Source organism: Pseudomonas gingeri, from assembly GCF_013386165.1.
Lineage (GTDB): Bacteria > Pseudomonadota > Gammaproteobacteria > Pseudomonadales > Pseudomonadaceae > Aquipseudomonas > Aquipseudomonas gingeri_C.
The window spans coordinates 574,910-597,930 of the sequence record NZ_JACAOS010000015.1 but is presented as its reverse complement, the minus strand read 5'-3'; the positions used below and the strand labels follow the sequence as shown (position 1 = coordinate 597,930).

Here is a 23,021-nt window from a genome sequence, read left to right as displayed (position 1 = left end):
TATCGGATTTTGTTCGAGAACGACAAGGAGCTGGCACCCTTGTTGCTAATCCTTCACTAACAGCTGCACAAGTGTCAAAAAATTGCAGGCCGCCGGAGAGAGACTTTCATGAGCCAGGGTGTTGAATTTAATCGCTTGATGCTGGACATGCGCTCCATGCAAATGGATGCCATGGCTCAATCCAAATCGACTGCAGCCGTGCCGGAAGTCAGCGGCAGCAGCTTTTCTGATTTGCTCGGCAATGCCATCAACAAGGTCAACGATGTGCAGACCGCATCGGGCCAATTGTCCAACGCATTCGAGATCGGCAAGAGTGGCGTCGACCTGACTGACGTCATGATCGCCTCGCAGAAAGCCAGTGTTTCGTTCCAGGCCTTGACCCAAGTGCGCAACAAATTGGTTCAGGCCTATCAAGACATCATGCAGATGCCGGTCTAAGGGTTAGGGACGTAAATAGTCATGGCAGAAGTTCTCGCCGATAACGTACCGGCCAAGTCCAGTCCTTCAGACGGTAAACCACCGCTGTTCGGGCTGTCCTTTCTGGAAAATCTTTCCGAAATGACCATGCTCCGTCAGGTTGGCCTGATGGTCGGCCTGGCGGCCAGCGTGGCGATCGGCTTTGCCGTGGTGTTGTGGTCCCAGCAGCCTGACTACCGGCCGCTGTATGGCAGCCTGGCGGGGATGGATGCCAAGCAGGTCATGGAAACCCTGGCGGCGGCGGATATTCCCTACACCGTCGAGCCGAACTCCGGCGCGCTGCTGGTCAAGGCCGATGACGTGTCCCGGGCCCGCCTGAAACTGGCTGCCGCCGGCGTGACGCCGAGCGACGGCAACGTGGGTTTCGAGATTCTCGACAAGGACCAGGGCCTGGGTACCAGCCAGTTCATGGAAGCGACCCGTTATCGGCGCGGCCTGGAAGGCGAGTTGGCGCGGACCATTTCCAGCCTGAACAACGTCAAGGCTGCCCGTGTGCACCTGGCGATCCCGAAAAGCTCGGTCTTCGTGCGTGATGAGCGCAAGCCCAGCGCCTCGGTACTGGTTGAGCTGTATTCCGGCCGCTCCCTGGAGCCCGGCCAGGTGCTGGCCATTATCAACCTGGTGGCCACCAGCGTTCCTGAGCTGAACAAGTCGCAAGTCACTGTCGTCGACCAGAAGGGCAACCTGCTCTCCGACCAGGCGCAAAACTCCGAATTGAGCATGGCCGGCAAGCAGTTCGATTACAGCCGGCGCATGGAAAGCATGCTGACCCAGCGGGTGCACAACATCCTGCAACCGGTTCTGGGCAACGACCGCTACAAGGCTGAAGTCTCCGCCGATGTGGATTTCAGTGCGGTCGAGTCGACTTCCGAACAGTTCAACCCTGACCAGCCAGCACTGCGCAGCGAACAGTCGACCACTGAACAACGGACTGCCAGCAGCGGTCCGCAAGGTGTACCGGGGGCCCTGAGCAACCAGCCACCAGGCCCGGCCACTGCTCCGCAGACCACCGGCGGTGCCGGCGCGTCGACCGGTGCAATTGCCGCCGGCCAGCCGCTGCTCGACGCCAATGGCCAGCAGATCATGGACCCGGCCACCGGCCAGCCTATGTTGGCGCCGTATCCGGCGGACAAGCGTCAACAATCGACCAAGAACTTCGAACTGGATCGCTCCATCAGCCACACCAAGCAACAGCTGGGTCGCTTGACCCGTCTGTCGGTGGCGGTGGTGGTCGACGACCAGATCAAGGTCAACCCGGCCAATGGCGAGACCACCCGTACACCGTGGAGCGCCGACGAATTGGCACGTTTCACCCGCCTGGTCCAGGACGCCGTCGGTTTCGAGGCGGCTCGTGGCGACAGCGTCAGTGTGATCAACGTGCCATTCTCCGCCGAGCGTGGGGAAGTGATTGCCGATATTCCGTTCTACTCGCAACCCTGGTTCTGGGATGTGGTCAAGCAGGTACTGGGTGTGCTGTTTATCCTAGTACTGGTGTTCGGTGTCCTGCGTCCGGTGCTCAACAACATCACCAGTGGCGGCAAGGGCAAGCAGTTGGCGGGTTTCGGCGGCGACGTCGAACTCGGTGGCATGGGCGGCCTGGATGGCGAACTGGCCAACGACCGTGTCAGCCTGGGTGGCCCGCAAAGCATCCTGCTGCCAAGCCCGAGCGAAGGCTATGACGCACAGCTGAACGCCATCAAGAGTCTGGTAGCCGAAGATCCGGGCCGTGTGGCACAGGTCGTCAAAGAGTGGATTAACGCCGATGAGTAATAACGCCGCCGTCAACCAGAAGCTGACCCGTGTCGACAAAGCCGCGATCCTGCTGCTGTCGCTGGGCTCCACGGATGCTGCACAAGTGTTGCGCCACATGGGCCCCAAGGAAGTCCAGCGGGTCGGCGTGGCGATGGCGCAGATGCGCAACGTGCACCGCGAGCAGGTCGAGCAGGTCATGAGCGAGTTCGTCGAGATCGTCGGCGACCAGACCAGCCTGGGCGTCGGCTCCGACGATTACGTGCGTAAAATGCTCACCCAGGCCTTGGGCGAAGACAAGGCCAACGGCCTGATCGACCGCATCCTGCTGGGTGGCAACACCAGCGGCCTGGACAGCCTCAAGTGGATGGAGCCGCGGGCGGTGGCGGACGTGATCCGTTACGAGCACCCGCAGATCCAGGCGATTGTCGTGGCTTACCTCGATCCCGACCAGGCCGGCGAAGTGCTGAACAACTTCGACCACAAGGTGCGCCTGGACATCATCCTGCGGGTTTCGTCGCTGAACACGGTACAGCCGGCGGCCCTCAAGGAACTCAACCAGATTCTCGAGAAACAGTTCTCCGGCAACTCCAACGCGGCCCGTACCACCTTGGGCGGTATCAAGCGTGCCGCGGACATCATGAACTTCCTCGACAGCTCGATCGAAGGCCAGCTGATGGACTCGATCCGCGAAGTCGACGAGGATCTGTCGACCCAGATCGAAGACCTCATGTTCGTCTTCAACAACCTTTCCGACGTCGACGACCGCGGTATCCAGGCGCTGCTGCGCGAAGTGTCTTCCGACGTCCTGGTGCTGGCGCTCAAGGGCTCCGACGAAGGCGTCAAGGAAAAGATCTTCAAGAACATGTCCAAGCGTGCGGCGGAACTGTTGCGCGACGACCTCGAAGCCAAGGGTCCGGTTCGCGTCAGCGACGTCGAGACTGCGCAGAAGGAAATCCTTACCATCGCCCGCCGTATGGCCGAAGCCGGAGAAATCGTCCTCGGTGGCAAAGGCGGCGAAGAGATGATCTAAGGATCAAGCCATGACCGATCCAACCGATCTGATCCGCGCTCGGGACGTGGGTGGTTTCGACCTCTGGTCGCTGCCCAGTTTCGACCCGCATGTCGAGGAGCCCGAACCCGAACCGGTAGAAGAACTACCGGTCGAGATGGAAGAAGTGCCGCTGGAGGAAGTCCAGCCACTCACCCTTGAAGAACTCGAAAGCATTCGCCAGGAAGCCTACAACGAAGGCTTCGCCGTGGGTGAGCGCGAAGGTTTTCACAGTACCCAGATCAGGGTCCGCCAGGAAGCCGAAGTCGCCCTCGGTGCCAAGCTCAAGGCCCTGGAAACACTGATGGCCAATCTGTTCGCGCCCATCGCCGAGCAGGATCGGCAGATCGAGCAGAGCCTGGTGGGCCTGGTCGAGCACATGGTTCGCGAGGTCATCCAGCGTGAGCTGAAGACCGATTCCAGCCAGATCGAGCATGTCCTGCGCGAAGCCCTCAAGCTACTGCCGCTGGGCGCCGAGAATGTCCGTCTGTACATCAATCCCCAGGACTTCGATCAGATCAAGGCCCTGCGCGAGCGTCATGAAGCCACTTGGCGCATCGCCGAGGACGAGGCCCTGCAGGCCGGTGGTTGCCGGATCGAAACCGAACACAGTCGGATCGATGCGACCGTTGAAACCCGCATCAGCAAGGCCATCGCTCAGTTGTTCGATCAGCTCCACGAACAATCCCTGCACCCGGCGGTGCCCGACATGGCACTGGAGCTGGAGGAGGCGCTGACGGCGGCTTCCGAAGCGGACCTGTCCGATGCGTCTTGAACGCACCAGCTTCGCCAAGCGCTTGGGCGGTTACGCCGAAGCCATCGATCTGCCTGGGCAGCCGATTCTCGAAGGACGCCTGTTGCGCATGGTCGGCCTGACCCTCGAAGCCGAGGGCTTGCGCGCCGCCATGGGCGCGCGCTGCATGGTGATCAACGACGACAGCTATCACCCGGTGCAGGTCGAGGCCGAGGTGATGGGCTTTTCCGGTGGCAAGGTATTCCTCATGCCGGTGGGCAGCGTGGCCGGTATTGCGCCGGGTGCCAGGGTGGTGCCGCTGGCCGATACCGGGCGCCTGCCGATGGGCATGAGCATGCTCGGGAGGGTGCTTGACGGCGCCGGTCGGGCCCTCGACGGCAAGGGTGGGATGAAGGCCGAGGACTGGGTGCCGATGGACGGTCCGACCATCAACCCGCTCAACCGCGACCCCATCAGCCAGCCGCTGGACGTGGGCATTCGCTGCATCAATGGTTTGTTGACCGTGGGCCGTGGCCAGCGCCTCGGGCTCTTCGCCGGTACCGGCGTGGGCAAGAGTGTGTTGTTGGGCATGATGACCCGCTTCACCGAGGCCGACATCATCGTCGTCGGCCTGATCGGCGAGCGGGGTCGCGAGGTGAAGGAATTTATCGAGCACATCCTCGGCGAGGAAGGCCTCAAGCGTTCGGTGGTGGTGGCTTCGCCGGCGGACGATGCGCCGCTGATGCGTTTGCGCGCCGCCATGTACTGCACGCGGATTGCCGAGTACTTCCGCGACAAGGGCAAGAATGTCCTGTTGCTCATGGATTCCCTGACCCGTTTCGCCCAGGCCCAGCGGGAAATCGCCCTGGCCATCGGCGAGCCGCCAGCGACCAAGGGTTATCCACCTTCGGTGTTCGCCAAGCTGCCCAAGCTGGTGGAGCGGGCCGGTAACGCCGAGGCGGGCGGCGGCTCGATCACCGCGTTCTACACCGTGTTGTCCGAAGGTGATGACCAGCAGGACCCGATTGCCGACTCGGCGCGGGGTGTGCTCGATGGGCATATCGTCCTGTCCCGGCGCCTGGCCGAGGAAGGCCATTACCCGGCAATCGATATCGAAGCCTCCATCAGCCGGGTCATGCCAGCGGTGGTCAGCCCCGAACACATGAGCCGCGCCCAGCATTTCAAGCAGCTCTGGTCGCGTTACCAGCAGAGTCGCGACCTGATCAGTGTCGGTGCCTATGTCGCCGGCGGCGACCGTGAGACCGACACGGCTATTGCCCTGCAACCGGCGATGGTCAAGTACCTGCGCCAGGGTCTGAACGCCAATATCAGCCTGGGCGAAAGCGACGCACATCTGGCGTCGGTGTTCGCTCCCGCGGCTGGCGGTTGATCGATCATGGCCCTGAGCCGTGCTGCGCGCCTGGCCCCGGTGGTCGATATGGCGGAAAGCACCGAGCGCACGGCTGTCCAGCGTCTCGGCTATTTTCAGGGGCAGGTGCGGGTCGCGGAAAACAAGTTGGAGGATCTCGAGCGTTTTCACCTCGAATATCAGGAACAGTGGATTCAGCGTGGCAGCCAGGGGGTCTCCGGCCAATGGTTGCTGGGCTACCAGCAGTTTCTCGCCCAGCTGGATACCGCGATCGGCCAGCAGCGCCAGAGCCTGGCCTGGCACCAGAACAATCTCGACAAGGCGCGTGAAGCCTGGCAACAGGCCTATGCCCGGGTCGAGGGCCTGCGCAAGCTGGTGCGGCGTTATGTCGACGAAGCGCGCCAGTTGGAAGACAAGCGGGAACAGAAATTGCTGGATGAGCTATCTCAGCGTTTGCCACGGCAGAGTCCGTATTGATCTGCAGGAATTTTGACGCTCACAGTTGCCCTACCCTCGGCGGGGTGCTAAACCTTGTACACGTCGCCACTGACAAGGAAGCTGGATCATGGCTGTAGTCGCAGAAGTATCGCCCGATGGCGCAAAGTTGACGATCTCGATCAAGGGGCGTTTCGACTTTGGCCGGCATCAAGAATTTCGTGAGTCTTACGAGGGACTTGCCAAGAAACCGTCATCCATCGTGGTCGACTTGAAAGAGGCGACCTATCTGGACAGTTCCGCACTGGGCATGTTGCTCTTGCTGCGCGATCACGCCGGTGGTGATCATTCCGATGTACGGGTGATCAACAGCAATTCTGACGTGCGCAAGATCCTCGCCATTTCCAATTTCGACAAACTCTTCGACATCGGCTGATCCTGATGCAGTCGGGAGCGGAATCGCTGACGGTACTGATCGCCGAGGATGGCGCGGCCGATCGATTGTTGCTCTCGAGCATCGTCAGGCGCCAGGGCCACGGCGTGCTGACCGCCAGCAATGGTGCCGAGGCCGTCGCCTTGTTCGCAGCGCAGCGACCCCAACTGGTGCTGATGGATGCGATGATGCCGGTGATGGACGGTTTCGAGGCGGCGCGTCGGATCAAGGTACTGGCGGGTGAGTCCCTGGTGCCGATTATCTTCCTGACCTCGATGACCGAAGTCGATGGGCTGGTGCGCTGCCTGGAAGCCGGCGGCGACGACTTTCTGGAAAAACCCTACAACCAGGTGATCCTCGGGGCCAAGATCAAGGCCATGGATCGCCTCCGGCGCTTGCAGGACACCGTCCTGCAACAGCGCGACCTGATTGCCCGGCACCATGACTACCTGCTCAACGAGCAGCGGGTGGCCAAGGCGGTGTTCGACAAGGTGGCCCACGCCGGCTGTCTGAACGCGCCGAATATCCGCTATATGCAATCGCCTTATGCGCTGTTCAACGGCGACCTCTTGCTGGCGGCCTATACCCCGGCCGGCGACATGCACGTGCTGCTCGGCGACTTCACCGGCCATGGCCTGCCGGCGGCGGTTGGGGCGATGCCGCTGGCAGAAGTGTTCTACGGCATGACCGCCAAGGGCTATGGCCTGGGGGAAACCCTGCGGGAGATGAATGCCAAGCTCAAGCGTATCCTGCCGGTGGACATGTTCTGTTGCGCGACCTTCCTCTGCCTGAGCTCGCAGCGTCAGGTGGTGGAGGTGTGGAATGGCGGCATGCCCGATGGCTACCTGCACCAGGTCGCCACGGGGGAGCGCCTGCAACTGGTGGCCCAGCATTTGCCGCTGGGGGTGTTGGGGGCCGAGTTGTTCGACCACCGCACCAATGTCTACCCCATGGCCCACGGCGATCGGGTGTTCCTGCTTTCTGACGGAGTGATCGATACCTGCGACAGCGACGAGCAGTTGTTTGGCGTGGAGCGTCTGCAGGAGGTCTTCGCGGCCAATCTGGAACCGGATCGCCTGTTCGAGGATATCCAGGACGCCTTGCATCGCTTTCGTGGCGAGGCCCGCGATGATGTGAGCATGGTCCAGGTCACTCTGCCGGCACCCACCCGGCAGCTGCCGAACACCATGATCTATTCCGACAGTGGTGAGTCCTGCCCGCTGGATTGGTCGGTGAGTTTCGAATTTCGTGCGGCGACCCTGAAGCGTTTCAATCCGTTGCCGTACATGTTGCAGTTGCTGATGGAGGTGCATGGCTTGCGCACGCAGAGCGGGGCGCTCTACAGCGTTCTCGCCGAACTCTACTCCAATGCCCTGGAACACGGTGTCCTGGGCCTTGATTCGAGCCTCAAGCGCGATGTGCGGGGATTTGCGCAATACTATGAGCAACGTAATCGACGTCTGCTCGAACTGGAAGAGGGATTCGTCCGCGTGCGCCTGCAGGTGATCCCCCAGGGCGAGGGCGGTCGGTTGAGCATACAGGTCGATGACAGCGGCAATGGTTTTGACGTGAGCCAGGTGATGGACCGTCCGGCGACGACCGACCGGCTGTCGGGGCGCGGCGTCGGGCTGGTACGCCAGCTCGGCCGCAATGCTTGCTGGTCGGACAATGGGCGCAGTGCCCACGTGGAGTTTTCGTGGGAGGCTCAGGCATAATTCGCGGGTGTGGAGCAGGGAGCGATGAAGTGAACAACGATATGGAACATCTGGACCGCGATGCACTCAGTGCATTGCAGGACATCATGGAAGATGAGTATCCGCTGTTGCTGGATACTTTTCTGGAGGATTCGAGAAAGCGCCTGGTGCAGTTGCATCAGGTGAGCAATGCCGTGGACCTCGGAGCCGTGGCCCACAGCTTCAAGGGCAGCAGCAGTAACATGGGCGCGCTACGCCTGGCCGAGCTTTGCCGGCAGTTGGAACAGCTTGCCGCGCAATCGCCGCGGGTGGGTGTCGAAGAGCTGATCAACCAGATTGATCATGAATATGAAGTGGTGCGGCGTTTTTACGAAACCGAGCGCGAGCGCTTTCCGGTCAGGCCTTAGCACCCGGATGGGGCGCGCCTGAGTCGGCAGGGCGAATTTGGCCCGAACCTTGCTATTACTTCCTGCACTGTACTTATGACCCCGTGCAGCGGAGACCGTATCAATGTCATTCGTCCCTAATTCGCTTCTCCAGGCCAGCGCTGCCGTCAAGCCGCAAGCGGATCCTGTCATTCCGGCGCCAACCGTTGTCGCGCCGCCCAAGGACAATGCTTTCAGCTTCGCGCAGGTCTACCAGAATACCCAGAGCAATCCGGCCCAGGTTGCCTTCAATCCGGTCAAACCGATGGCGGACAAGGCTCCGGTGGTAGCGTCGAAACCGGATGCGCCGGCCAGCAACGCCAATAATCAGGATGCCGCCCCACAGTCGTCGGTTGCCGGTAGCGGCAAATCCTTGCCTGCCGACAAGACCACCAAGGTGGATGGCAAGACGGCCTCTGCCGATGACAAGGGTGCCCCTGACAAGACGGCGGCTGACGGCACGACGGCATCGACCGATACCTCGAAGTCCGACGACAAGACGGCTTCCAGCGACGACACCGGCACGACGACCGATACGCCCGTCGCCGTGGCGACGCCGGACCCGACCGTTGACCCGGCCCTGCTCCAGGCCGCTGCGGCTGCGACTCCGGTTCCCGCTGCAGCGGCACCGGTCGATCCGACTCTGATCCAGGCTCCGCTGGCGACGGCGGTCAAGGCCGCGACCACGCCGGCGACAGCGCCTGGCGCTGGCGGTGATTTCGACCCGTCCGCCGATCCGCTGGACAACCTGCCGGCAGTACGCCTGGCCATGGAGCAGGGGGGGCACGTCTCGAGTGGCAGCCAGACCTCGGCGAAGTCCACCGATAACACCAACACTGATGCCACTGATTCGACGCTGGCGCAGAACCAGGCCAATAACGTCGTCACCATGCTGGATCAGAAAACCGATCCGGGCAGCAGCGACCAGGGCGGCGACAAATCCTTCAAGAGCCTGATCGATGATGGCCTCAAGGATATCAAGAGTGCGTCCAGCGACACCCGGGTCGACGACTTCGCCAATCGCCTGGCGGCCCTGACCCAGGCAGCCACGCCCAAGAGCGCGAATGCGTTGCCGGTCAACCAGCCGTTGGCGATGCACCAGAGCGGTTGGAGCGAGGAAGTGGTTAATCGGGTCATGTACCTCTCCAGTGCCAACCTCAAGTCGGCGGAGATCCAGTTGCAGCCCGCCGAGCTGGGGCGCCTGGATATCAAGGTGAACATGTCCGCCGACCAGCCGACGCAGATCAGCTTCATCAGCGCCCACGCCGGGGTGCGCGACGCCCTGGAAGGCAACATGCCACGCCTGCGTGACATGTTGCAGCAGCAAGGCCTGGGGCAAGCCGATGTCAGTGTTTCCGACCAGGCCCGTGGCTGGGCCGGCCAGGGCCAGGGCGCGCAGCAGCAACAGCAGCAGGCGCAAAAAGGCAGTGGCACCGGCGCTAGCCTGGGCGACGACAGCCAGGATGACCTGTCGATTGCCGCGGTCAGTGAGGCGGCTGCCGTCAGCGCCAGCGTGGTGGTGGGGTCCAGCGCGGTCGACTATTACGCCTGACGCCGCCCGCGCTGTAGGGGCGACGCCGTCACTGTGGGAGCCGGCTTGCCGGCGATGAGGCCCTCGAGCCTGGCGGCGTCCATCCGGACGCCATCGCCGGCAAGTCAGCTCCCGCAGGATTCATGCCTCCCTTGCTTCCAATCTGGCATAACACTTGCTCCAGCCTTGCCGTACGACTATGAAAAATCGAATAGTGACGGATTATTGGCATGGCGAAGAGCGAAGCAGCGGTAAAAGAACCCGGCAGTAAAAGCAAACTCAAGCTCATCATCGTCATTGTGCTGGGCGTGCTGCTGGCCGTCGGCTTGTCGGTGGGGGCGACCTGGTACTTCATGCACAGTGCCCAGAGCAAGCCGGCACCGGCACCGGCCGAAGCCGCCACCAGCGGTAAGCAGCCGGCGATCTTCGAGCCCATGGCGCCAGCCTTTGTCACCAACTTCAAGGACGCCACTGGCCGCCAGCGCTACATGCAGGTGAGCATCACTTTGCTGGCGCGTAACCAGGCCGACCTGGATGCTCTCAAGGTGCACATGCCGGTAATCCGCAACAACCTGGTGATGCTGTTCTCCGGTCAGACCTACGAAACCCTGGCGACTCCGGTCGGTCAGGAACTGCTGCGCCAGAAAGCCACTGCCAGCGTGCAGGAAGTGGCGCAGAAGGAAGTCGGCAAAGTGGTGGTCGAACAGCTGCTCTTCACTAACTACGTATTGCAGTAGGATCACGACATGGCCGTGCAGGATCTGCTGTCCCAGGATGAGATCGACGCCCTCTTGCATGGCGTCGATGACGGTCTGGTACAGACCGAAACCGCTGCCGAGCCCGGCAGTGTCAAAAGTTACGACCTGACCAGCCAGGATCGCATCGTCCGTGGACGCATGCCGACCCTGGAGATGATCAACGAACGTTTCGCCCGCTACACCCGCATCAGCATGTTCAACATGTTGCGCCGTTCCGCCGACGTGGCGGTGGGTGGTGTGCAGGTGATGAAGTTCGGCGAATACGTGCACTCGCTCTATGTTCCCACCAGTCTCAACCTGGTGAAGATCAAGCCGTTGCGCGGCACCGCCCTGTTCATCCTCGACGCCAAGCTGGTGTTCAAGCTGGTGGACAACTTCTTCGGCGGCGATGGCCGCCACGCCAAGATCGAAGGCCGTGAATTCACCCCCACTGAACTGCGGGTGGTGCGCATGGTGCTGGAGCAGGCGTTCATCGACCTCAAGGAAGCCTGGCAGGCGATCATGGAAGTCAATTTCGAGTACATCAACTCGGAAGTGAACCCGGCCATGGCCAACATCGTCGGTCCCAGCGAAGCGGTGGTGGTATCGACCTTCCATATCGAACTCGACGGTGGTGGCGGCGACCTGCACGTGACCATGCCGTACTCGATGATCGAGCCGGTGCGGGAAATGCTCGACGCCGGTTTCCAGTCGGACCTGGACGACCAGGACGAGCGCTGGGTCAAGGCCCTGCGCGAAGACGTGCTCGATGTCGCCGTGCCGCTCAGTGCCACGGTTGCCCGTCGCCAGCTGCGCCTGCGGGACATCCTGCACATGCAGCCGGGCGACGTGATTCCGGTTGAGCTTCCGGAAGAGATGGTCATGCGCGCCAATGGCGTGCCGTCGTTCAAGGTCAAGCTCGGTTCCCACAAGGGCAACCTGGCACTGCAAGTGATTGAGGCGATCGGGCGCCGCTAGGGTGTCGATCAGGAATGCGCTGTGTTAACTGAATTTCTGCTTGCCGAGGACAACTGATGGCTAATGATAACGATATGACTTCTCCGGACGACCAGGCCCTGGCTGACGAATGGGCTGCCGCACTGGAGGAAACCGGTGATGCCGGCCAGTCCGATATCGATGCCTTGCTGGCGGCTGATTCCGGCAACTCGTCGGGTGGAAGCCGTCTGCCCATGGAAGAGTTCGGCAGCGTGCCGAGGAACAACGATCCGGTCACCCTGGACGGTCCGAACCTGGAGGTGATCCTCGACATTCCGGTGTCGATCTCCATGGAAGTCGGCAGCACCGATATCAACATCCGCAACCTGCTGCAATTGAACCAGGGCTCGGTGATCGAGCTTGATCGCCTGGCCGGCGAGCCATTGGACGTACTGGTCAATGGCACGCTGATCGCCCACGGTGAAGTGGTGGTGGTCAACGAAAAGTTCGGTATCCGTCTGACCGACGTGATCAGCCCGAGCGAACGCATCAAGAAGTTGCGCTGAATGAGCCGGCTTCTCGGCATCTTGCTGCTGTCGCCCCTCAGTGCCTGGGCGGCGGAGCCGCTGGCCACGGCAGCGGCGGCCACGCCGAGCGCGCCTGGCAGCATGGCCGGGCAGTTGACGCAACTTTTGCTCGGCTTGCTGCTGGTGCTGGGGATCATCTTTGTCCTCGCCTGGCTGTTGCGTCGTGTGCAACAGGTCGGGCCGGGGGCCAAGGGGCGGCAGGTCATCGAGCTGATCGGCTCGCGGGCCCTCGGGCCACGTGATCGCCTGGTGCTGGTGCAGGTCGGCAACGAGCAGATCCTGCTCGGGCTGACGCCAGGCACCATCACTCCGTTGCATGTGCTCAAGGAACCGGTCCAGATGCCGAGCGGCGAGCAGGCCACGCCTGAGTTCGCTCAACGCCTGATGGAATTGCTGGGTAAGGATAAGAAGTGATGGGCGCTTTGCGTTTAGTCTTGACGCTGGTCTTGCTGTTGGCGGCGCCGTTGGCGCTGGCCGCCGATCCGTTGTCGATCCCGGCGATCACCCTGGGCACCGGGGCCAACGGCCAGCAGGAATATTCGGTCAACCTGCAAATCCTGCTGATCATGACGGCGCTGAGTTTTATTCCAGCGTTCCTCATGCTGATGACCAGTTTCACCCGGATCATCATTGTCTTCTCGATCCTGCGTCAGGCCCTGGGCCTGCAGTCGACGCCGTCGAACCAGATCCTCACGGGCATGGCGCTGTTCCTGACCATGTTCATCATGGCGCCGGTCTACGACAAGGTGAATCATGACGCCCTGCAGCCCTACCTGGCTGACAAGATGTCGGCCCAGGACGCGGTGCTCAAGGCCGAGGGGCCGCTGAAGGACTTCATGCTGGCACAGACCCGCAGCAGCGACCTGGAGCTGTTCATGCGCCTGTCCAAGCGTACCGACATCGCTACGCCCGACCAGGCGCCGCTGACCATTATCGTGCCGGCCTTCGTGACGTCGGAGCTGAAGACCGCGTTCCAGATCGGCTTCATGATCTTCATTCCCTTCCTGATCATCGACCTGGTGGTGGCCAGTGTGCTGATGGCCATGGGTATGATGATGTTGTCGCCACTGATTATTTCCCTGCCGTTCAAGATCATGTTGTTTGTGCTGGTGGATGGCTGGGCGCTGATCATCGGTACCCTGGCCGGCAGTTTTGGCGGTGTCTAGAGTGAGTGACGTGCAATGACTCCTGAAGTCGCAGTCGACATATTCCGCGATGCTCTCTGGCTGACCACCCTGATGGTTGCCGTGCTGGTGATCCCGAGCCTGGTGGTGGGCTTGATCGTGGCGATCTTCCAGGCGGCCACCCAGATCAACGAACAGACCCTGAGCTTCCTGCCGCGCATGCTGGTGATGCTGGTCACCCTGATCGTCGCCGGGCCTTGGCTGGTGCAGAAGTTCATGGAGTACATCCTGTCGCTGTACGGCAGCATTCCGCAGGTCATCGGCTGATATGTCGCTGCTCGCGCTGACCGATACGCAGATCAGCAGCTGGGTCGCGAGCTTCATGCTGCCGGCGTTCCGGGTCGGCGCGGTGATCATGACCATGCCGATTTTCGGTACCACCCTGTTGCCACGCCGGATCCGGATGTATTTCATCCTGGCAATCACCGTGGTCATCACCCCCGGACTGCCGCCGATGCCTGAGGTGCATCCGCTGGACCTGAGCGGGTTGCTGCTGATCGCCGAGCAGATCATCTTCGGTGCCTTGCTCGGTTTTTCCCTGCAATTGTTTTTCCAGGCCTTCGTGGTGGCCGGGCAGATCATCGCGATTCAGATGGGCATGGGCTTTGCGTCCATGGTCGACCCGGTCAACGGGGTTTCGGCGGCGGTGATCGGACAGTTCTTCACCATGCTGGTGACGCTGATGTTCCTGGCAATGAACGGTCATCTGGTGGTTATCGAAGTGCTGACCGAGAGTTTCACCACCTTTCCGGTGGGCAGCGGGCTGTCGACCACCGACTTCTGGGAAATCGCCGGCAAGCTCGGCTGGGTGCTCGGGGCGGCGCTGGTGCTGGTGTTGCCGGCGATCACCGCGTTGCTGGTGGTGAACATCGCATTCGGCATCATGACCCGTGCGGCGCCGCAGTTGAACATCTTCTCCATCGGTTTTCCGCTGATCCTGGTGCTGGGGATGTTCATTCTCTGGATCAGCCTGGACGACATTCTCAATCAGTATCAACCGCTGGCCGTTCAGTCCCTGCAGTTTTTACGCGATCTGGCACGGGCGCATTGAGCCATGGCAGAGAGCGAGAGTGGCCAGGACAAGACAGAAGACCCCACGGACAAAAAGAAAAAGGATGCCCGGGATAAGGGTGAGGTTGCCCGATCCAAGGAACTCAACACTTTTGCCGTGATGATGGCCGGTGCCAGCGCCTTGCTGATTTTCGGCGGCGCCCTGGCCCAGGATCTGGCCGAGTTGATGCGCATGAACTTCACCCTGACCCGGGAAGTCGTGCTCGACCAGCGCTACATGACGATTTTTCTCCTGCGCTCGGGGGAAATGGCAATCTGGGCCGTGCAGCCGATCCTGCTGACCGCCCTGGCCGCCGCCCTGATCGGGCCGATCGCCCTCGGGGGGTGGCTGTTTTCGGCCAGCTCCCTGGCGCCGAAGTTCAGTCGGATGAACCCCTTCCCGGGGATCAAGCGGATGTTCTCGGCCAAGTCGGTGATAGAGCTGCTCAAGGCGATCGGCAAGTTCACCATCATCCTGTTCGTGGGGCTCTCGGTGCTGTCTTCGGATATCGACGACCTGGTGCGGATCGCCCATGAACCGCTGGAAATGGCAATCATCCACAGCCTGCAGGTGGTTGGCTGGAGTACCTTGTGGATGTCCTTGGGGTTGTTGATTATTGCCGCGGTGGATGTCCCGGTGCAGCTCTATACCGCCCGCCAGCGCTTGCTGATGACCAAGCAGGAAGTCCGTGACGAGCACAAGGACCAGGAGGGGCGGCCAGAGGTCAAGCAGCGGATACGTCAGTTGCAGCGCGAGATGTCCCAGCGGAGGATGATGGCGGCGATTCCCGAGGCGGATGTGGTGATCACCAACCCGACCCACTATGCCGTGGCGCTCAAATACGACGCGGACAAAGGCGGAGCGCCGCTGTTGCTGGCCAAGGGCAGTGACTTCGTGGCCTTGAAAATTCGCGAGATCGCCGTCGAACACGACATCCTGCTGCTCGAATCGCCGGCCCTGGCGCGTTCGATCTACTACTCCACGGAGCTGGATCAGGAGATTCCGGCGGGCCTTTACCTGGCGGTGGCGCAGGTACTGGCGTACGTCTTCCAGATCCGCCAGTACCGCGCCGGCAAGGGCAAGCGCCCGGAGCCGCTCAAGGGCGATCTGCCAATTCCGCCGGACCTGCGCCGCGATTCCTGAGGCGGCTGAAAGCGTCCGGTTTACGCATTCCACATTGATCGTTTTCCAGGGGAAGGCGACCAGTGGCAATGTTTTTTGCGCAAAACTGTCAATTCTGACAGTAGATCCTGTTCGTTTGCCTGGCGTCTTATGGGGGCATGGAGAGTTCATTGTTCTCAAGGATGACCCCTCAAGAGAGCGAGCGATCATGAGCGACAATCAATACGAGCACCTGCAAGGAATGGGTTTGGTATTTGTATCGGGGCGGCTGGAAGACAAGCCCGAGATCGGTGCGATCGGCTATTCGATGACCTTCAGGTTGTTACTGGATTTCGAACGTTTCAAAGAAGTGGCCGACGCCCATATTCCGGGTTATCTCGATGCGCCTATCAATGCCATCCGTCCCGAGTTGGCCGGGCTGGCCTATCACCATTCGTATAGTTATCTTTCCGGCGCTGCGGGGCGTATCCATTCATTCGAGCAGCTCTGCAGGGTATTCAGCAATCCGGATAACTACTTGAGTGATTGGTCCGCGAACGACTTTTCGAGGCGTTATGGCAAGCCGGTTTTCGAGTTCTTCGACGATGATGTCTTTATCACGGTCGGGCAGGATTTTCGCTGGCACGACCGCAAGCGCAAGATCGTCATTGCTGATTTGCCCATCATCGAATTTCAGTGGGCACTCAATTTGATGCTGGGGCATGACCTGCTTTCGCGTGCCCCGACGGCGGTGGTCGTTCTGGGGTATTTCCATGAGGACAAGGTCAAGGTCGGGGATGCCTGGTTGAATCGTGGGATCTTGTACATGAAGGGGAGTGACCTGCACTTTGGCAAGCTGACCGCGAGCGAGATCGGCATCGCCCAGTGAAACCCTTCGTAGGAGGCGGCTCGTTACCTTGACCTGCAAAAGTTGGAAGGCTTCTTGCAGAGGCAGGCCTATGGCGCCCGTGGCGTCAAAAGTTTGCTTCAAGGTGACGGGGAATACCGGTGGATCGCTCTCAACTTCTCAACTCGGCGCGCAGCAACCTGAGCAGTCTCGGTCGGGGCAACCTCGGTGTGCCGGTACTGCTGTTGATCATGCTGGCAATGATGATGTTGCCGGTGCCGGCGTTCCTGCTGGACGTGTTCTTCACCTTCAACATTGCGTTGTCGCTGGTGGTCCTGCTGGTCTGCGTCTACGCCCTGCGGCCGCTGGATTTCGCGGTATTCCCGACCATCCTGCTGATCGCCACGCTGTTGCGTCTGGCCTTGAACGTGGCCTCGACCCGGGTGGTCATGCTTCACGGCCAGGAAGGTCACGCCGCCGCCGGTAAAGTGATCCAGGCCTTCGGTGAGGTGGTGATCGGCGGCAACTACGTGGTCGGTATCGTGGTCTTCGCGATCTTGATGATCATCAACTTCGTCGTGGTCACCAAGGGTGCCGGACGGATTTCCGAGGTGAGCGCGCGTTTCACCCTCGATGCGATGCCCGGCAAGCAGATGGCGATCGACGCCGATCTCAACGCCGGCCTGATCGATCAGCCACAGGCCAAGCTGCGCCGTCTGGAAGTCGCCCAGGAAGCCGAGTTCTACGGCTCCATGGACGGTGCCAGCAAATTTGTCCGCGGTGACGCCGTCGCCGGCCTGCTGATTCTGTTCATCAACCTGATCGGCGGCATGGCGGTCGGGATCTTCCAGCACCATATGAGTTTTGCCGACGCCGGCAAGGTCTACGCCTTGCTGACCATCGGTGACGGTTTGGTGGCGCAATTGCCATCACTGTTGTTATCCACAGCGGCGGCGATCATGGTGACCCGGGCTTCCGGCTCGGAAGACATGGGCAAGCAGATCAGCCGGCAGATGTTCGCTTCGCCCAAGGCCCTTGGTGTTGCCGCCGGCCTGATGGCGGTGATGGGGTTGGTGCCGGGCATGCCGCACTTCTCCTTCCTCAGCCTGGCCGCCGTTGCCGGTGGCATCACTTATCTGGCCTGGAAAAAACAGAACGTCGCCAAGGTCCAGGCCCTGGCTGAAGTCCAGCGCCAGCAGGAGCTGCTGCCGTCGCCAGCGCGGACCATGGAAACCAAGGAACTGGGCTGGGATGACGTGAGTCCCATCGACATGATCGGCCTGGAAGTCGGCTATCGCCTGATTCCGCTGGTGGACCGCAACCAGGGTGGACAGCTGCTGGCGCGGATCAAGGGGGTGCGCAAGAAGCTCTCCCAGGACCTGGGCTTCCTGATGCCCACTGTGCATATTCGTGACAACCTCGACCTGGCACCGAGTGCCTACCGCCTGACCCTGATGGGCGTAACCCTGGCCGAAGCCGAGATTTACCCGGATCGCGAGTTGGCGATCAACCCGGGCCAGGTCTACGGCTCGCTCAACGGGATTACCGCCAAGGACCCGGCCTTCGGCCTTGAGGCGGTCTGGATCGAGGTCAGTCAGCGTTCCCAGGCGCAGTCCCTGGGCTATACCGTGGTTGACGCCAGTACCGTGGTGGCAACGCACCTGAACCAGATTCTCTACAAGCACTCCAGCGAGCTGATCGGTCACGAGGAAGTCCAGCAACTCATGCAATTGCTGGCCAAGGGCTCGCCGAAGCTGGCTGAAGAGCTGGTGCCGGGGATCATTTCGTTGTCGCATCTGCTCAAGGTGTTGCAGGCGTTGCTGGCCGAACACGTGCCGGTCCGCGACATACGCAGCATTGCCGAAGCGATCGCAAACAATGCCATCAAGAGTCAAGATACTGCCGCTATGGTTGCCGCGGTGCGCGTCGGATTGTCCCGCGCAATCGTCCAAAGCATTGTAGGGCTTGATCCGGAGCTGCCTGTGATCACCTTGGAACCAAGGTTGGAACAGATATTGCTCAATAGTCTGCAGAAGGCCGGACAAGGCTCGGAAGAAGGCGTTCTTCTGGAGCCGAGCATGGCCGAAAAACTCCAGCGTTCGCTGATCGACGCCGCCCAGCGCCAGGAAATGCAAGGGCAGCCGGTGATCCTGCTGGTAGCTGGACCGGTTCGCGCGATGCTTTCGCGGTTTGGACGACTGGCGGTGCCAAGTCTGCATGTCTTGGCCTACCAGGAAATTCCGGACAACAAGCAAGTGACCATCGTTGCGACAGTAGGGCCCAACGGCTGAGGTAGTGGGTTATGCAAGTTAAGCGTTTTTTCGCCGCCGATATGCGTCAGGCCATGAAGCTCGTTCGTGATGAGCTGGGCTCTGACGCGGCCATTATCGGCAACCGCCGGATTGCGGGCGGTGTCGAGCTGACGGCTGCCCTGGACTACAAGCTCTCGGCGCTGTCGCCGCGGGTGCCGAACATGGAACTCGAAGACGAGCTGCGCAAGACTCAGTCGCGCATCGTCACCGCCCAGGCCGAACTGAGCCTGCGCAGCGAAGGCGACACCGACACCGCGACCAATCGCCAACTGTTCGCCGGCTTGCCGTTGACCGCTGCCGAGCCGTTGATCGAGCCAACCTTCGACGAACCGCGACGCCCGGCCCCAGCTCCGGTGGTGCACGCCCCGGCGGTGGACCAGCGGGTCTTCGACTCGATGCGTTCTGAACTCAACGGCCTGCGCGAGCTGCTGGAAGTCCAGCTTGGCTCCCTGGCCTGGAACCAGTTGCAAGGCCGTCAGCCGCAACAGGCCAACCTCTGGCGTCGCCTGCAGCGCATCGGCCTGTCCGGGCCGCTGTCGCGGGACCTGCTGGAACTGATTACCGAGATCGACGAGCCACGCCAAGCCTGGCGCATGTTGCTGGCGCATCTGGCGCGGATGATCGTCACGCCGGAAATCGAGCCGCTGGAAGAGGGCGGTGTGATTGCCATGGTCGGTCCCGCCGGCATGGGCAAGACCACCACGCTGGCCAAGCTGGCGGCGCGCTACGTGCTCAAGTACGGCGCACAGAACATCGCGCTGGTGAGCATGGACAGCTTCCGTATCGGTGCCCAGGAGCAGCTCAAGACCCTGGGACGGATCCTCAATGTGTCGGTGACCCATGTCGACCCGGGCCAGTCCCTGGCCCAGGCCCTCGATCCGCTGCTGCGCAAGCGCGTGGTGCTGATCGATACCGCCGGCCTGCAGGCCAGCGACCCGGCGTTGCGCATGCAACTGGAAAGCCTGGCCGGACGCGGGATCAAGGCGAAGAACTATCTGGTACTGGCGACCACCAGCCAGAAACAGGTGCTGACCGCCGCCTACCACAGCTACAAGCGCTGCGGGCTGGCCGGGTGCATCCTGACTAAACTTGATGAAACGGCGAGCCTCGGCGAAGTGCTGAGCCTGGCCATCAGTCACGAATTGCCCGTGGCCTATCTGACCGATGGACCACGCATTCCGGATGACCTGCACCTGCCGCGACGGCATCAGCTGGTGTCCCGGGCAGTCAGCGTGCAAATGCAGGAAGAACCCAGCGAGGAGGCCATGGCCGATATGTTCGCTGATATCTATCACAGCCCGTCAAAGCGGGTGGGCTGAGATGAGTATTGAGACGTTGCAAATTACCTACATCGATGGTCTGCCACGCATTGTTCCGACAAGTGAACGCGCAGCCACTTATGTGGCCTTCCGTCTAAGCAAGACAAGGTAAGAAGAGAACATGGGCAGCATGCATCCCGTACAGGTGATCGCGGTGACCGGCGGCAAAGGTGGCGTCGGGAAGACCAACGTGTCAGTGAACTTATCCCTGGCGCTGGCTGAGCTTGGCCGTCGTGTCATGCTGCTGGATGCCGATCTGGGACTGGCGAATGTCGACGTCCTTTTGGGCCTGACCCCCAAACGCACCCTGGCCGACGTGGTCGAGGGCCGTTGTGAACTGCGCGATGTGCTGTTGCAAGGCCCGGGCGGGATTCGCATCGTGCCGGCGGCCTCGGGTACCCAGAGCATGGTACATCTGAGCCCGGCACAGCATGCCGGCCTGATCCAGGCGTTCAGCGATATCGGTGACAACCTCGACGTGCTGGTGATCGACACCGCCGCGGGTATTGGTGAGTCGGTGGTCAGTTTTGTCCGCGCGGCCCAGGAAGTGCTGCTGGTGGTCTGTGACGAGCCGACGTCGATCACTGACGCCTACGCCTTGATCAAGTTGCTCAATCGCGACTACGGCATGAACCGCTTCCGCGTACTGGCCAACATGGCCCAGAGCCCGCAGGAAGGCCGCAATCTGTTCGCCAAGTTGACCAAGGTCACGGATCGCTTCCTGGACGTGGCCCTACAATACGTCGGCGCCGTTCCTTATGACGAGTGTGTGCGCAAGGCCGTGCAAAAGCAGCGTGCGGTCTATGAGGCATTTCCTCGTTCGAAATGTGCCTTGGCGTTCAAGGCTATCGCTCAGAAGGTCGACACCTGGCCGTTGCCCGCCAATCCGCGGGGGCATCTGGAATTTTTTGTCGAGCGTCTGGTGCATCAAACGAGTGCGGGACCGGTGCTATGACTGCCAGTGGCTATCGCATGTATTCCAAGTCGTCGCGTGACAGCCAGTATGAATTGATCGAACGTTACGCGCCCCTGGTCAAACGTATCGCCTATCACTTGCTGGCGCGGCTGCCGGCCAGCGTTCAGGTCGAGGATCTGATCCAGGCCGGGATGATCGGTCTGCTGGAAGTCTCGACCAAATACGACGCAAGCAAAGGTGCCAGTTTCGAGACCTACGCCGGCATTCGTATCCGTGGTGCGATGCTCGATGAAGTGCGCAAGGGCGACTGGGCGCCGCGCTCGGTGCACCGCAATACACGCATGGTCAGTGACGCAATTCGTGCAATTGAAGCAAAAACCGGTCGCGACGCTAAAGATCACGAGGTTGCAGCCGAACTCCAGTTAAGTCTCGATGATTATTACGGGATTTTGAACGATACCTTGGGCAGCCGCCTGTTCAGTTTCGACGACCTGTTGCAGGACGGCGAGCATGAAGGGCTGCACGAGGACGGCGCGAGTGCTCATCTCGAACCGTCGCGCGACCTGGAAGATGAACGCTTCCAGGCGGCGCTGGCGGATGCGATTGCCAATTTGCCGGAGCGTGAGCGACTGGTGTTGGCGCTGTACTACGACGAGGAGCTGAACCTCAAGGAAATTGGTGAGGTGCTGGGGGTCAGCGAGTCGCGAGTCAGCCAGTTACACAGCCAGTGCGCGGCCCGTTTGCGGGGGCGTTTGGGGGAGTGGCGAGCGCGCTGAAGGCAGTGTGGGAACACTGCGTACGAGACCGACTTGGCGTTACGCCTGGTGGGTGACTCGGCCGGATGGGGTTTCCATGCAGTCGTTGAGTGCTGTGCCGAATTGATTGAACAGCGCGTCCAGGTGCTGAACGCGTTTAAGACTGCTTGGAGGTCGAATTGGACAAGAACATGAAAATCCTCATCGTTGATGATTTTTCAACGATGCGGCGGATCATCAAGAACCTGTTGCGTGACCTCGGGTTCACCAACACGGTTGAGGCGGATGACGGTACTACCGCGATTCCCGTCCTCAACAGCGGTAGCATCGACTTTCTGGTCACCGACTGGAACATGCCCGGCATGACGGGTATCGATTTGCTGCGTCACGTGCGCGCCGATGAAAAGCTCAAGCACCTGCCGGTGCTGATGGTCACGGCTGAAGCCAAGCGCGAGCAGATCATCGAAGCTGCCCAGGCCGGTGTAAACGGCTATGTGGTCAAACCATTCACAGCCCAGGCGTTGAAAGAGAAGATCGAGAAAATCTTCGAACGCATCGGCTGATGAAGTCCACCACGGGGGCGCTATGGAGCACAACGAATCTTCACTGGGTGATTTTGAACTAACCCTGAAAAAACATGCCCGCGAACTGGTCGAAAGCCTTGAAAGAGGTCGGTTTGGCGACGCGGTGCAAATGATCCATGAGCTGAATCAGACCCGTGACCGTGGCCTGTACCTGGAAGTTGGCAAGCTCACTCGCGAATTGCACAGCGCGATCGTCAACTTCCAGATCGACCCGCATATGCCGCAGGCCGAGGAGGTCTCGCAGATCACGGACGCCACCGAACGCCTGTCCTATGTGGTCCGGCTGACCGAGGCGGCGGCCAATCGCACCATGGATCTGGTGGAGAGTGCGACCCCGAGGGTCACTGGCCTGAACGTGGAAGCCAAGGCCCTGAGCGCCGACTGGAGCCGTTTCATGCGGCGCGAAGTCGGTGCCCAGGAGTTTCGTGAGCTGGCGCGCCGGGTCGAGACGTTCCTGTCCCGCAGCGAGCAGGAAACCCGCTCGGTGTCGAGCGAGCTGAACGATATTCTGCTGGCCCAGGATTACCAGGACCTTACCGGTCAGGTGATCAAGCGCGTGACCACGATGGTCACCGAAGTGGAAAGCAATTTGCTCAAATTGGTGCTGATGGCCAGTCAAGTCGACCGCTTTGCCGGTATCGAACATGACCGTGATGCGCTTCTTGCCGAAAAAGACCCACAAAAACAGATGGCCCAGGGTGAAGGTCCGCAGATTCATGCCGATAAACGTGAAGACGTTATGTCCGGTCAGGACGATGTCGACGATTTGCTTTCCAGTCTTGGATTCTAGGAGCA

Annotated in this window: 25 protein-coding genes; all 25 read left to right on the top strand. The window is 61.0% G+C overall.

Going from position 1 to position 23,021, the window contains the following annotated elements:
- Window positions 1–108 precede the first annotated feature (108 nt).
- The 25 genes from fliE to HX866_RS15240 all read left to right on the top strand — a co-directional run bounded on the left by fliE (window position 109) and on the right by HX866_RS15240 (window position 23,016).
- Complete coding sequence (gene fliE, locus HX866_RS15360; protein WP_177092565.1) at window positions 109–438, top strand: flagellar hook-basal body complex protein FliE; 330 nt, start codon at window positions 109–111, stop codon at window positions 436–438.
- A 21-nt stretch (window positions 439–459) separates the two neighbouring features.
- Complete coding sequence (gene fliF / locus HX866_RS15355; protein WP_177092564.1) at window positions 460–2,247, top strand: flagellar basal-body MS-ring/collar protein FliF; 1,788 nt, start codon at window positions 460–462, stop codon at window positions 2,245–2,247.
- Window positions 2,240–3,259 carry a flagellar motor switch protein FliG gene (gene fliG / locus HX866_RS15350; RefSeq protein WP_100939016.1) on the top strand — a complete coding sequence of 340 codons (1,020 nt, stop codon included), beginning with the start codon at window positions 2,240–2,242 and terminating at the stop codon, window positions 3,257–3,259. The genes fliF and fliG overlap by 8 nt, the downstream gene beginning before the upstream one ends.
- A gap of 10 nt (window positions 3,260–3,269) precedes the next feature.
- Window positions 3,270–4,052: a flagellar assembly protein FliH gene (gene fliH, locus HX866_RS15345; protein ID WP_177092563.1), complete on the top strand. Its 783-nt coding sequence runs from the start codon at window positions 3,270–3,272 to the stop codon at window positions 4,050–4,052.
- Window positions 4,042–5,400, top strand: a complete 1,359-nt coding sequence (gene fliI, locus HX866_RS15340; RefSeq protein ID WP_177092562.1) for a flagellar protein export ATPase FliI — start codon at window positions 4,042–4,044, stop codon at window positions 5,398–5,400. Before fliH ends, fliI begins: the two co-directional genes overlap by 11 nt.
- A 6-nt stretch (window positions 5,401–5,406) precedes the next feature.
- Window positions 5,407–5,856, top strand: a complete 450-nt coding sequence (fliJ, locus tag HX866_RS15335; protein ID WP_177092561.1) for a flagellar export protein FliJ — start codon at window positions 5,407–5,409, stop codon at window positions 5,854–5,856.
- A gap of 88 nt (window positions 5,857–5,944) precedes the next feature.
- Window positions 5,945–6,250, top strand: coding sequence for an STAS domain-containing protein (locus HX866_RS15330; RefSeq protein WP_040069840.1), 306 nt, complete (start codon window positions 5,945–5,947; stop codon window positions 6,248–6,250).
- A 5-nt stretch (window positions 6,251–6,255) separates the two neighbouring features.
- Window positions 6,256–7,962: an ATP-binding SpoIIE family protein phosphatase gene (locus HX866_RS15325; protein WP_177092560.1), complete on the top strand. Its 1,707-nt coding sequence runs from the start codon at window positions 6,256–6,258 to the stop codon at window positions 7,960–7,962.
- A 41-nt stretch (window positions 7,963–8,003) separates the two neighbouring features.
- Window positions 8,004–8,348, top strand: a complete 345-nt coding sequence (locus tag HX866_RS15320; RefSeq protein WP_177093345.1) for an Hpt domain-containing protein — start codon at window positions 8,004–8,006, stop codon at window positions 8,346–8,348.
- A gap of 103 nt (window positions 8,349–8,451) precedes the next feature.
- On the top strand, window positions 8,452–9,918 hold the full coding sequence (locus HX866_RS15315) for a flagellar hook-length control protein FliK (RefSeq protein WP_177092559.1): 1,467 nt from the start codon (window positions 8,452–8,454) through the stop codon (window positions 9,916–9,918).
- A 209-nt stretch (window positions 9,919–10,127) separates the two neighbouring features.
- Complete coding sequence (fliL, locus tag HX866_RS15310) at window positions 10,128–10,634, top strand: flagellar basal body-associated protein FliL (RefSeq protein ID WP_177092558.1); 507 nt, start codon at window positions 10,128–10,130, stop codon at window positions 10,632–10,634.
- A gap of 9 nt (window positions 10,635–10,643) precedes the next feature.
- A complete protein-coding gene (gene fliM / locus HX866_RS15305; protein ID WP_103495952.1) occupies window positions 10,644–11,612 on the top strand; it encodes a flagellar motor switch protein FliM in 969 nt (322 codons plus the stop codon).
- Window positions 11,613–11,668: 56 nt separating this feature from the next.
- Entirely contained in the window at window positions 11,669–12,136 is a 468-nt protein-coding gene (gene fliN / locus HX866_RS15300; RefSeq protein ID WP_177092557.1) for a flagellar motor switch protein FliN, read from the top strand.
- On the top strand, window positions 12,137–12,571 hold the full coding sequence (gene fliO, locus HX866_RS15295) for a flagellar biosynthetic protein FliO (protein WP_177092556.1): 435 nt from the start codon (window positions 12,137–12,139) through the stop codon (window positions 12,569–12,571).
- On the top strand, window positions 12,571–13,323 hold the full coding sequence (gene fliP, locus HX866_RS15290; RefSeq protein WP_177092555.1) for a flagellar type III secretion system pore protein FliP: 753 nt from the start codon (window positions 12,571–12,573) through the stop codon (window positions 13,321–13,323). Before fliO ends, fliP begins: the two co-directional genes overlap by 1 nt.
- A 15-nt stretch (window positions 13,324–13,338) precedes the next feature.
- Window positions 13,339–13,608, top strand: coding sequence for a flagellar biosynthesis protein FliQ (gene fliQ, locus HX866_RS15285; RefSeq protein WP_100939027.1), 270 nt, complete (start codon window positions 13,339–13,341; stop codon window positions 13,606–13,608).
- 1 nt (window position 13,609) lies between these two features.
- Complete coding sequence (gene fliR / locus HX866_RS15280) at window positions 13,610–14,392, top strand: flagellar biosynthetic protein FliR (protein ID WP_177092554.1); 783 nt, start codon at window positions 13,610–13,612, stop codon at window positions 14,390–14,392.
- 3 nt (window positions 14,393–14,395) lie between these two features.
- Complete coding sequence (flhB, locus tag HX866_RS15275) at window positions 14,396–15,535, top strand: flagellar biosynthesis protein FlhB (protein WP_177092553.1); 1,140 nt, start codon at window positions 14,396–14,398, stop codon at window positions 15,533–15,535.
- Window positions 15,536–15,722: 187 nt separating this feature from the next.
- The gene (locus HX866_RS15270) at window positions 15,723–16,382 is read left to right on the top strand and encodes a hypothetical protein (RefSeq protein WP_177092552.1); all 660 of its coding nucleotides are present in this window, start codon (window positions 15,723–15,725) and stop codon (window positions 16,380–16,382) included.
- Window positions 16,383–16,501: 119 nt separating this feature from the next.
- Window positions 16,502–18,631 (top strand): flagellar biosynthesis protein FlhA, encoded by a 2,130-nt coding sequence (gene flhA / locus HX866_RS15265; RefSeq protein ID WP_177092551.1) that lies wholly within the window; start codon window positions 16,502–16,504, stop codon window positions 18,629–18,631.
- A gap of 11 nt (window positions 18,632–18,642) precedes the next feature.
- Window positions 18,643–19,971 (top strand): flagellar biosynthesis protein FlhF, encoded by a 1,329-nt coding sequence (gene flhF, locus HX866_RS15260; protein WP_177092550.1) that lies wholly within the window; start codon window positions 18,643–18,645, stop codon window positions 19,969–19,971.
- A gap of 121 nt (window positions 19,972–20,092) precedes the next feature.
- Window positions 20,093–20,926, top strand: a complete 834-nt coding sequence (gene fleN / locus HX866_RS15255; protein ID WP_040069867.1) for a flagellar synthesis regulator FleN — start codon at window positions 20,093–20,095, stop codon at window positions 20,924–20,926.
- A complete protein-coding gene (gene fliA / locus HX866_RS15250) occupies window positions 20,923–21,663 on the top strand; it encodes an RNA polymerase sigma factor FliA (RefSeq protein WP_177092549.1) in 741 nt (246 codons plus the stop codon). The genes fleN and fliA overlap by 4 nt, the downstream gene beginning before the upstream one ends.
- 170 nt (window positions 21,664–21,833) lie before the next feature.
- Entirely contained in the window at window positions 21,834–22,205 is a 372-nt protein-coding gene (locus HX866_RS15245) for a chemotaxis response regulator CheY (protein ID WP_003183998.1), read from the top strand.
- A 22-nt stretch (window positions 22,206–22,227) separates the two neighbouring features.
- Complete coding sequence (locus HX866_RS15240) at window positions 22,228–23,016, top strand: protein phosphatase CheZ (RefSeq protein ID WP_177140059.1); 789 nt, start codon at window positions 22,228–22,230, stop codon at window positions 23,014–23,016.
- Window positions 23,017–23,021: the final 5 nt, after the last annotated feature.

What these genes read in the sequence shown, in the direction of transcription:
- fliE (WP_177092565.1), top strand. Translation starts at nt 109, where the DNA reads ATGAGCCAGGGTGTTGAATTTAATCGCTTGATGCTGGACATGCGCTCC.
- fliF (WP_177092564.1), top strand. Translation starts at nt 460, where the DNA reads ATGGCAGAAGTTCTCGCCGATAACGTACCGGCCAAGTCCAGTCCTTCA.
- fliG (WP_100939016.1), top strand. Translation starts at nt 2,240, where the DNA reads ATGAGTAATAACGCCGCCGTCAACCAGAAGCTGACCCGTGTCGACAAA.
- fliH (WP_177092563.1), top strand. Translation starts at nt 3,270, where the DNA reads ATGACCGATCCAACCGATCTGATCCGCGCTCGGGACGTGGGTGGTTTC.
- fliI (WP_177092562.1), top strand. Translation starts at nt 4,042, where the DNA reads ATGCGTCTTGAACGCACCAGCTTCGCCAAGCGCTTGGGCGGTTACGCC.
- fliJ (WP_177092561.1), top strand. Translation starts at nt 5,407, where the DNA reads ATGGCCCTGAGCCGTGCTGCGCGCCTGGCCCCGGTGGTCGATATGGCG.
- HX866_RS15330 (WP_040069840.1), top strand. Translation starts at nt 5,945, where the DNA reads ATGGCTGTAGTCGCAGAAGTATCGCCCGATGGCGCAAAGTTGACGATC.
- HX866_RS15325 (WP_177092560.1), top strand. Translation starts at nt 6,256, where the DNA reads ATGCAGTCGGGAGCGGAATCGCTGACGGTACTGATCGCCGAGGATGGC.
- HX866_RS15320 (WP_177093345.1), top strand. Translation starts at nt 8,004, where the DNA reads ATGGAACATCTGGACCGCGATGCACTCAGTGCATTGCAGGACATCATG.
- HX866_RS15315 (WP_177092559.1), top strand. Translation starts at nt 8,452, where the DNA reads ATGTCATTCGTCCCTAATTCGCTTCTCCAGGCCAGCGCTGCCGTCAAG.
- fliL (WP_177092558.1), top strand. Translation starts at nt 10,128, where the DNA reads ATGGCGAAGAGCGAAGCAGCGGTAAAAGAACCCGGCAGTAAAAGCAAA.
- fliM (WP_103495952.1), top strand. Translation starts at nt 10,644, where the DNA reads ATGGCCGTGCAGGATCTGCTGTCCCAGGATGAGATCGACGCCCTCTTG.
- fliN (WP_177092557.1), top strand. Translation starts at nt 11,669, where the DNA reads ATGGCTAATGATAACGATATGACTTCTCCGGACGACCAGGCCCTGGCT.
- fliO (WP_177092556.1), top strand. Translation starts at nt 12,137, where the DNA reads ATGAGCCGGCTTCTCGGCATCTTGCTGCTGTCGCCCCTCAGTGCCTGG.
- fliP (WP_177092555.1), top strand. Translation starts at nt 12,571, where the DNA reads ATGGGCGCTTTGCGTTTAGTCTTGACGCTGGTCTTGCTGTTGGCGGCG.
- fliQ (WP_100939027.1), top strand. Translation starts at nt 13,339, where the DNA reads ATGACTCCTGAAGTCGCAGTCGACATATTCCGCGATGCTCTCTGGCTG.
- fliR (WP_177092554.1), top strand. Translation starts at nt 13,610, where the DNA reads ATGTCGCTGCTCGCGCTGACCGATACGCAGATCAGCAGCTGGGTCGCG.
- flhB (WP_177092553.1), top strand. Translation starts at nt 14,396, where the DNA reads ATGGCAGAGAGCGAGAGTGGCCAGGACAAGACAGAAGACCCCACGGAC.
- HX866_RS15270 (WP_177092552.1), top strand. Translation starts at nt 15,723, where the DNA reads ATGAGCGACAATCAATACGAGCACCTGCAAGGAATGGGTTTGGTATTT.
- flhF (WP_177092550.1), top strand. Translation starts at nt 18,643, where the DNA reads ATGCAAGTTAAGCGTTTTTTCGCCGCCGATATGCGTCAGGCCATGAAG.
- fleN (WP_040069867.1), top strand. Translation starts at nt 20,093, where the DNA reads ATGGGCAGCATGCATCCCGTACAGGTGATCGCGGTGACCGGCGGCAAA.
- fliA (WP_177092549.1), top strand. Translation starts at nt 20,923, where the DNA reads ATGACTGCCAGTGGCTATCGCATGTATTCCAAGTCGTCGCGTGACAGC.
- HX866_RS15245 (WP_003183998.1), top strand. Translation starts at nt 21,834, where the DNA reads ATGAAAATCCTCATCGTTGATGATTTTTCAACGATGCGGCGGATCATC.
- HX866_RS15240 (WP_177140059.1), top strand. Translation starts at nt 22,228, where the DNA reads ATGGAGCACAACGAATCTTCACTGGGTGATTTTGAACTAACCCTGAAA.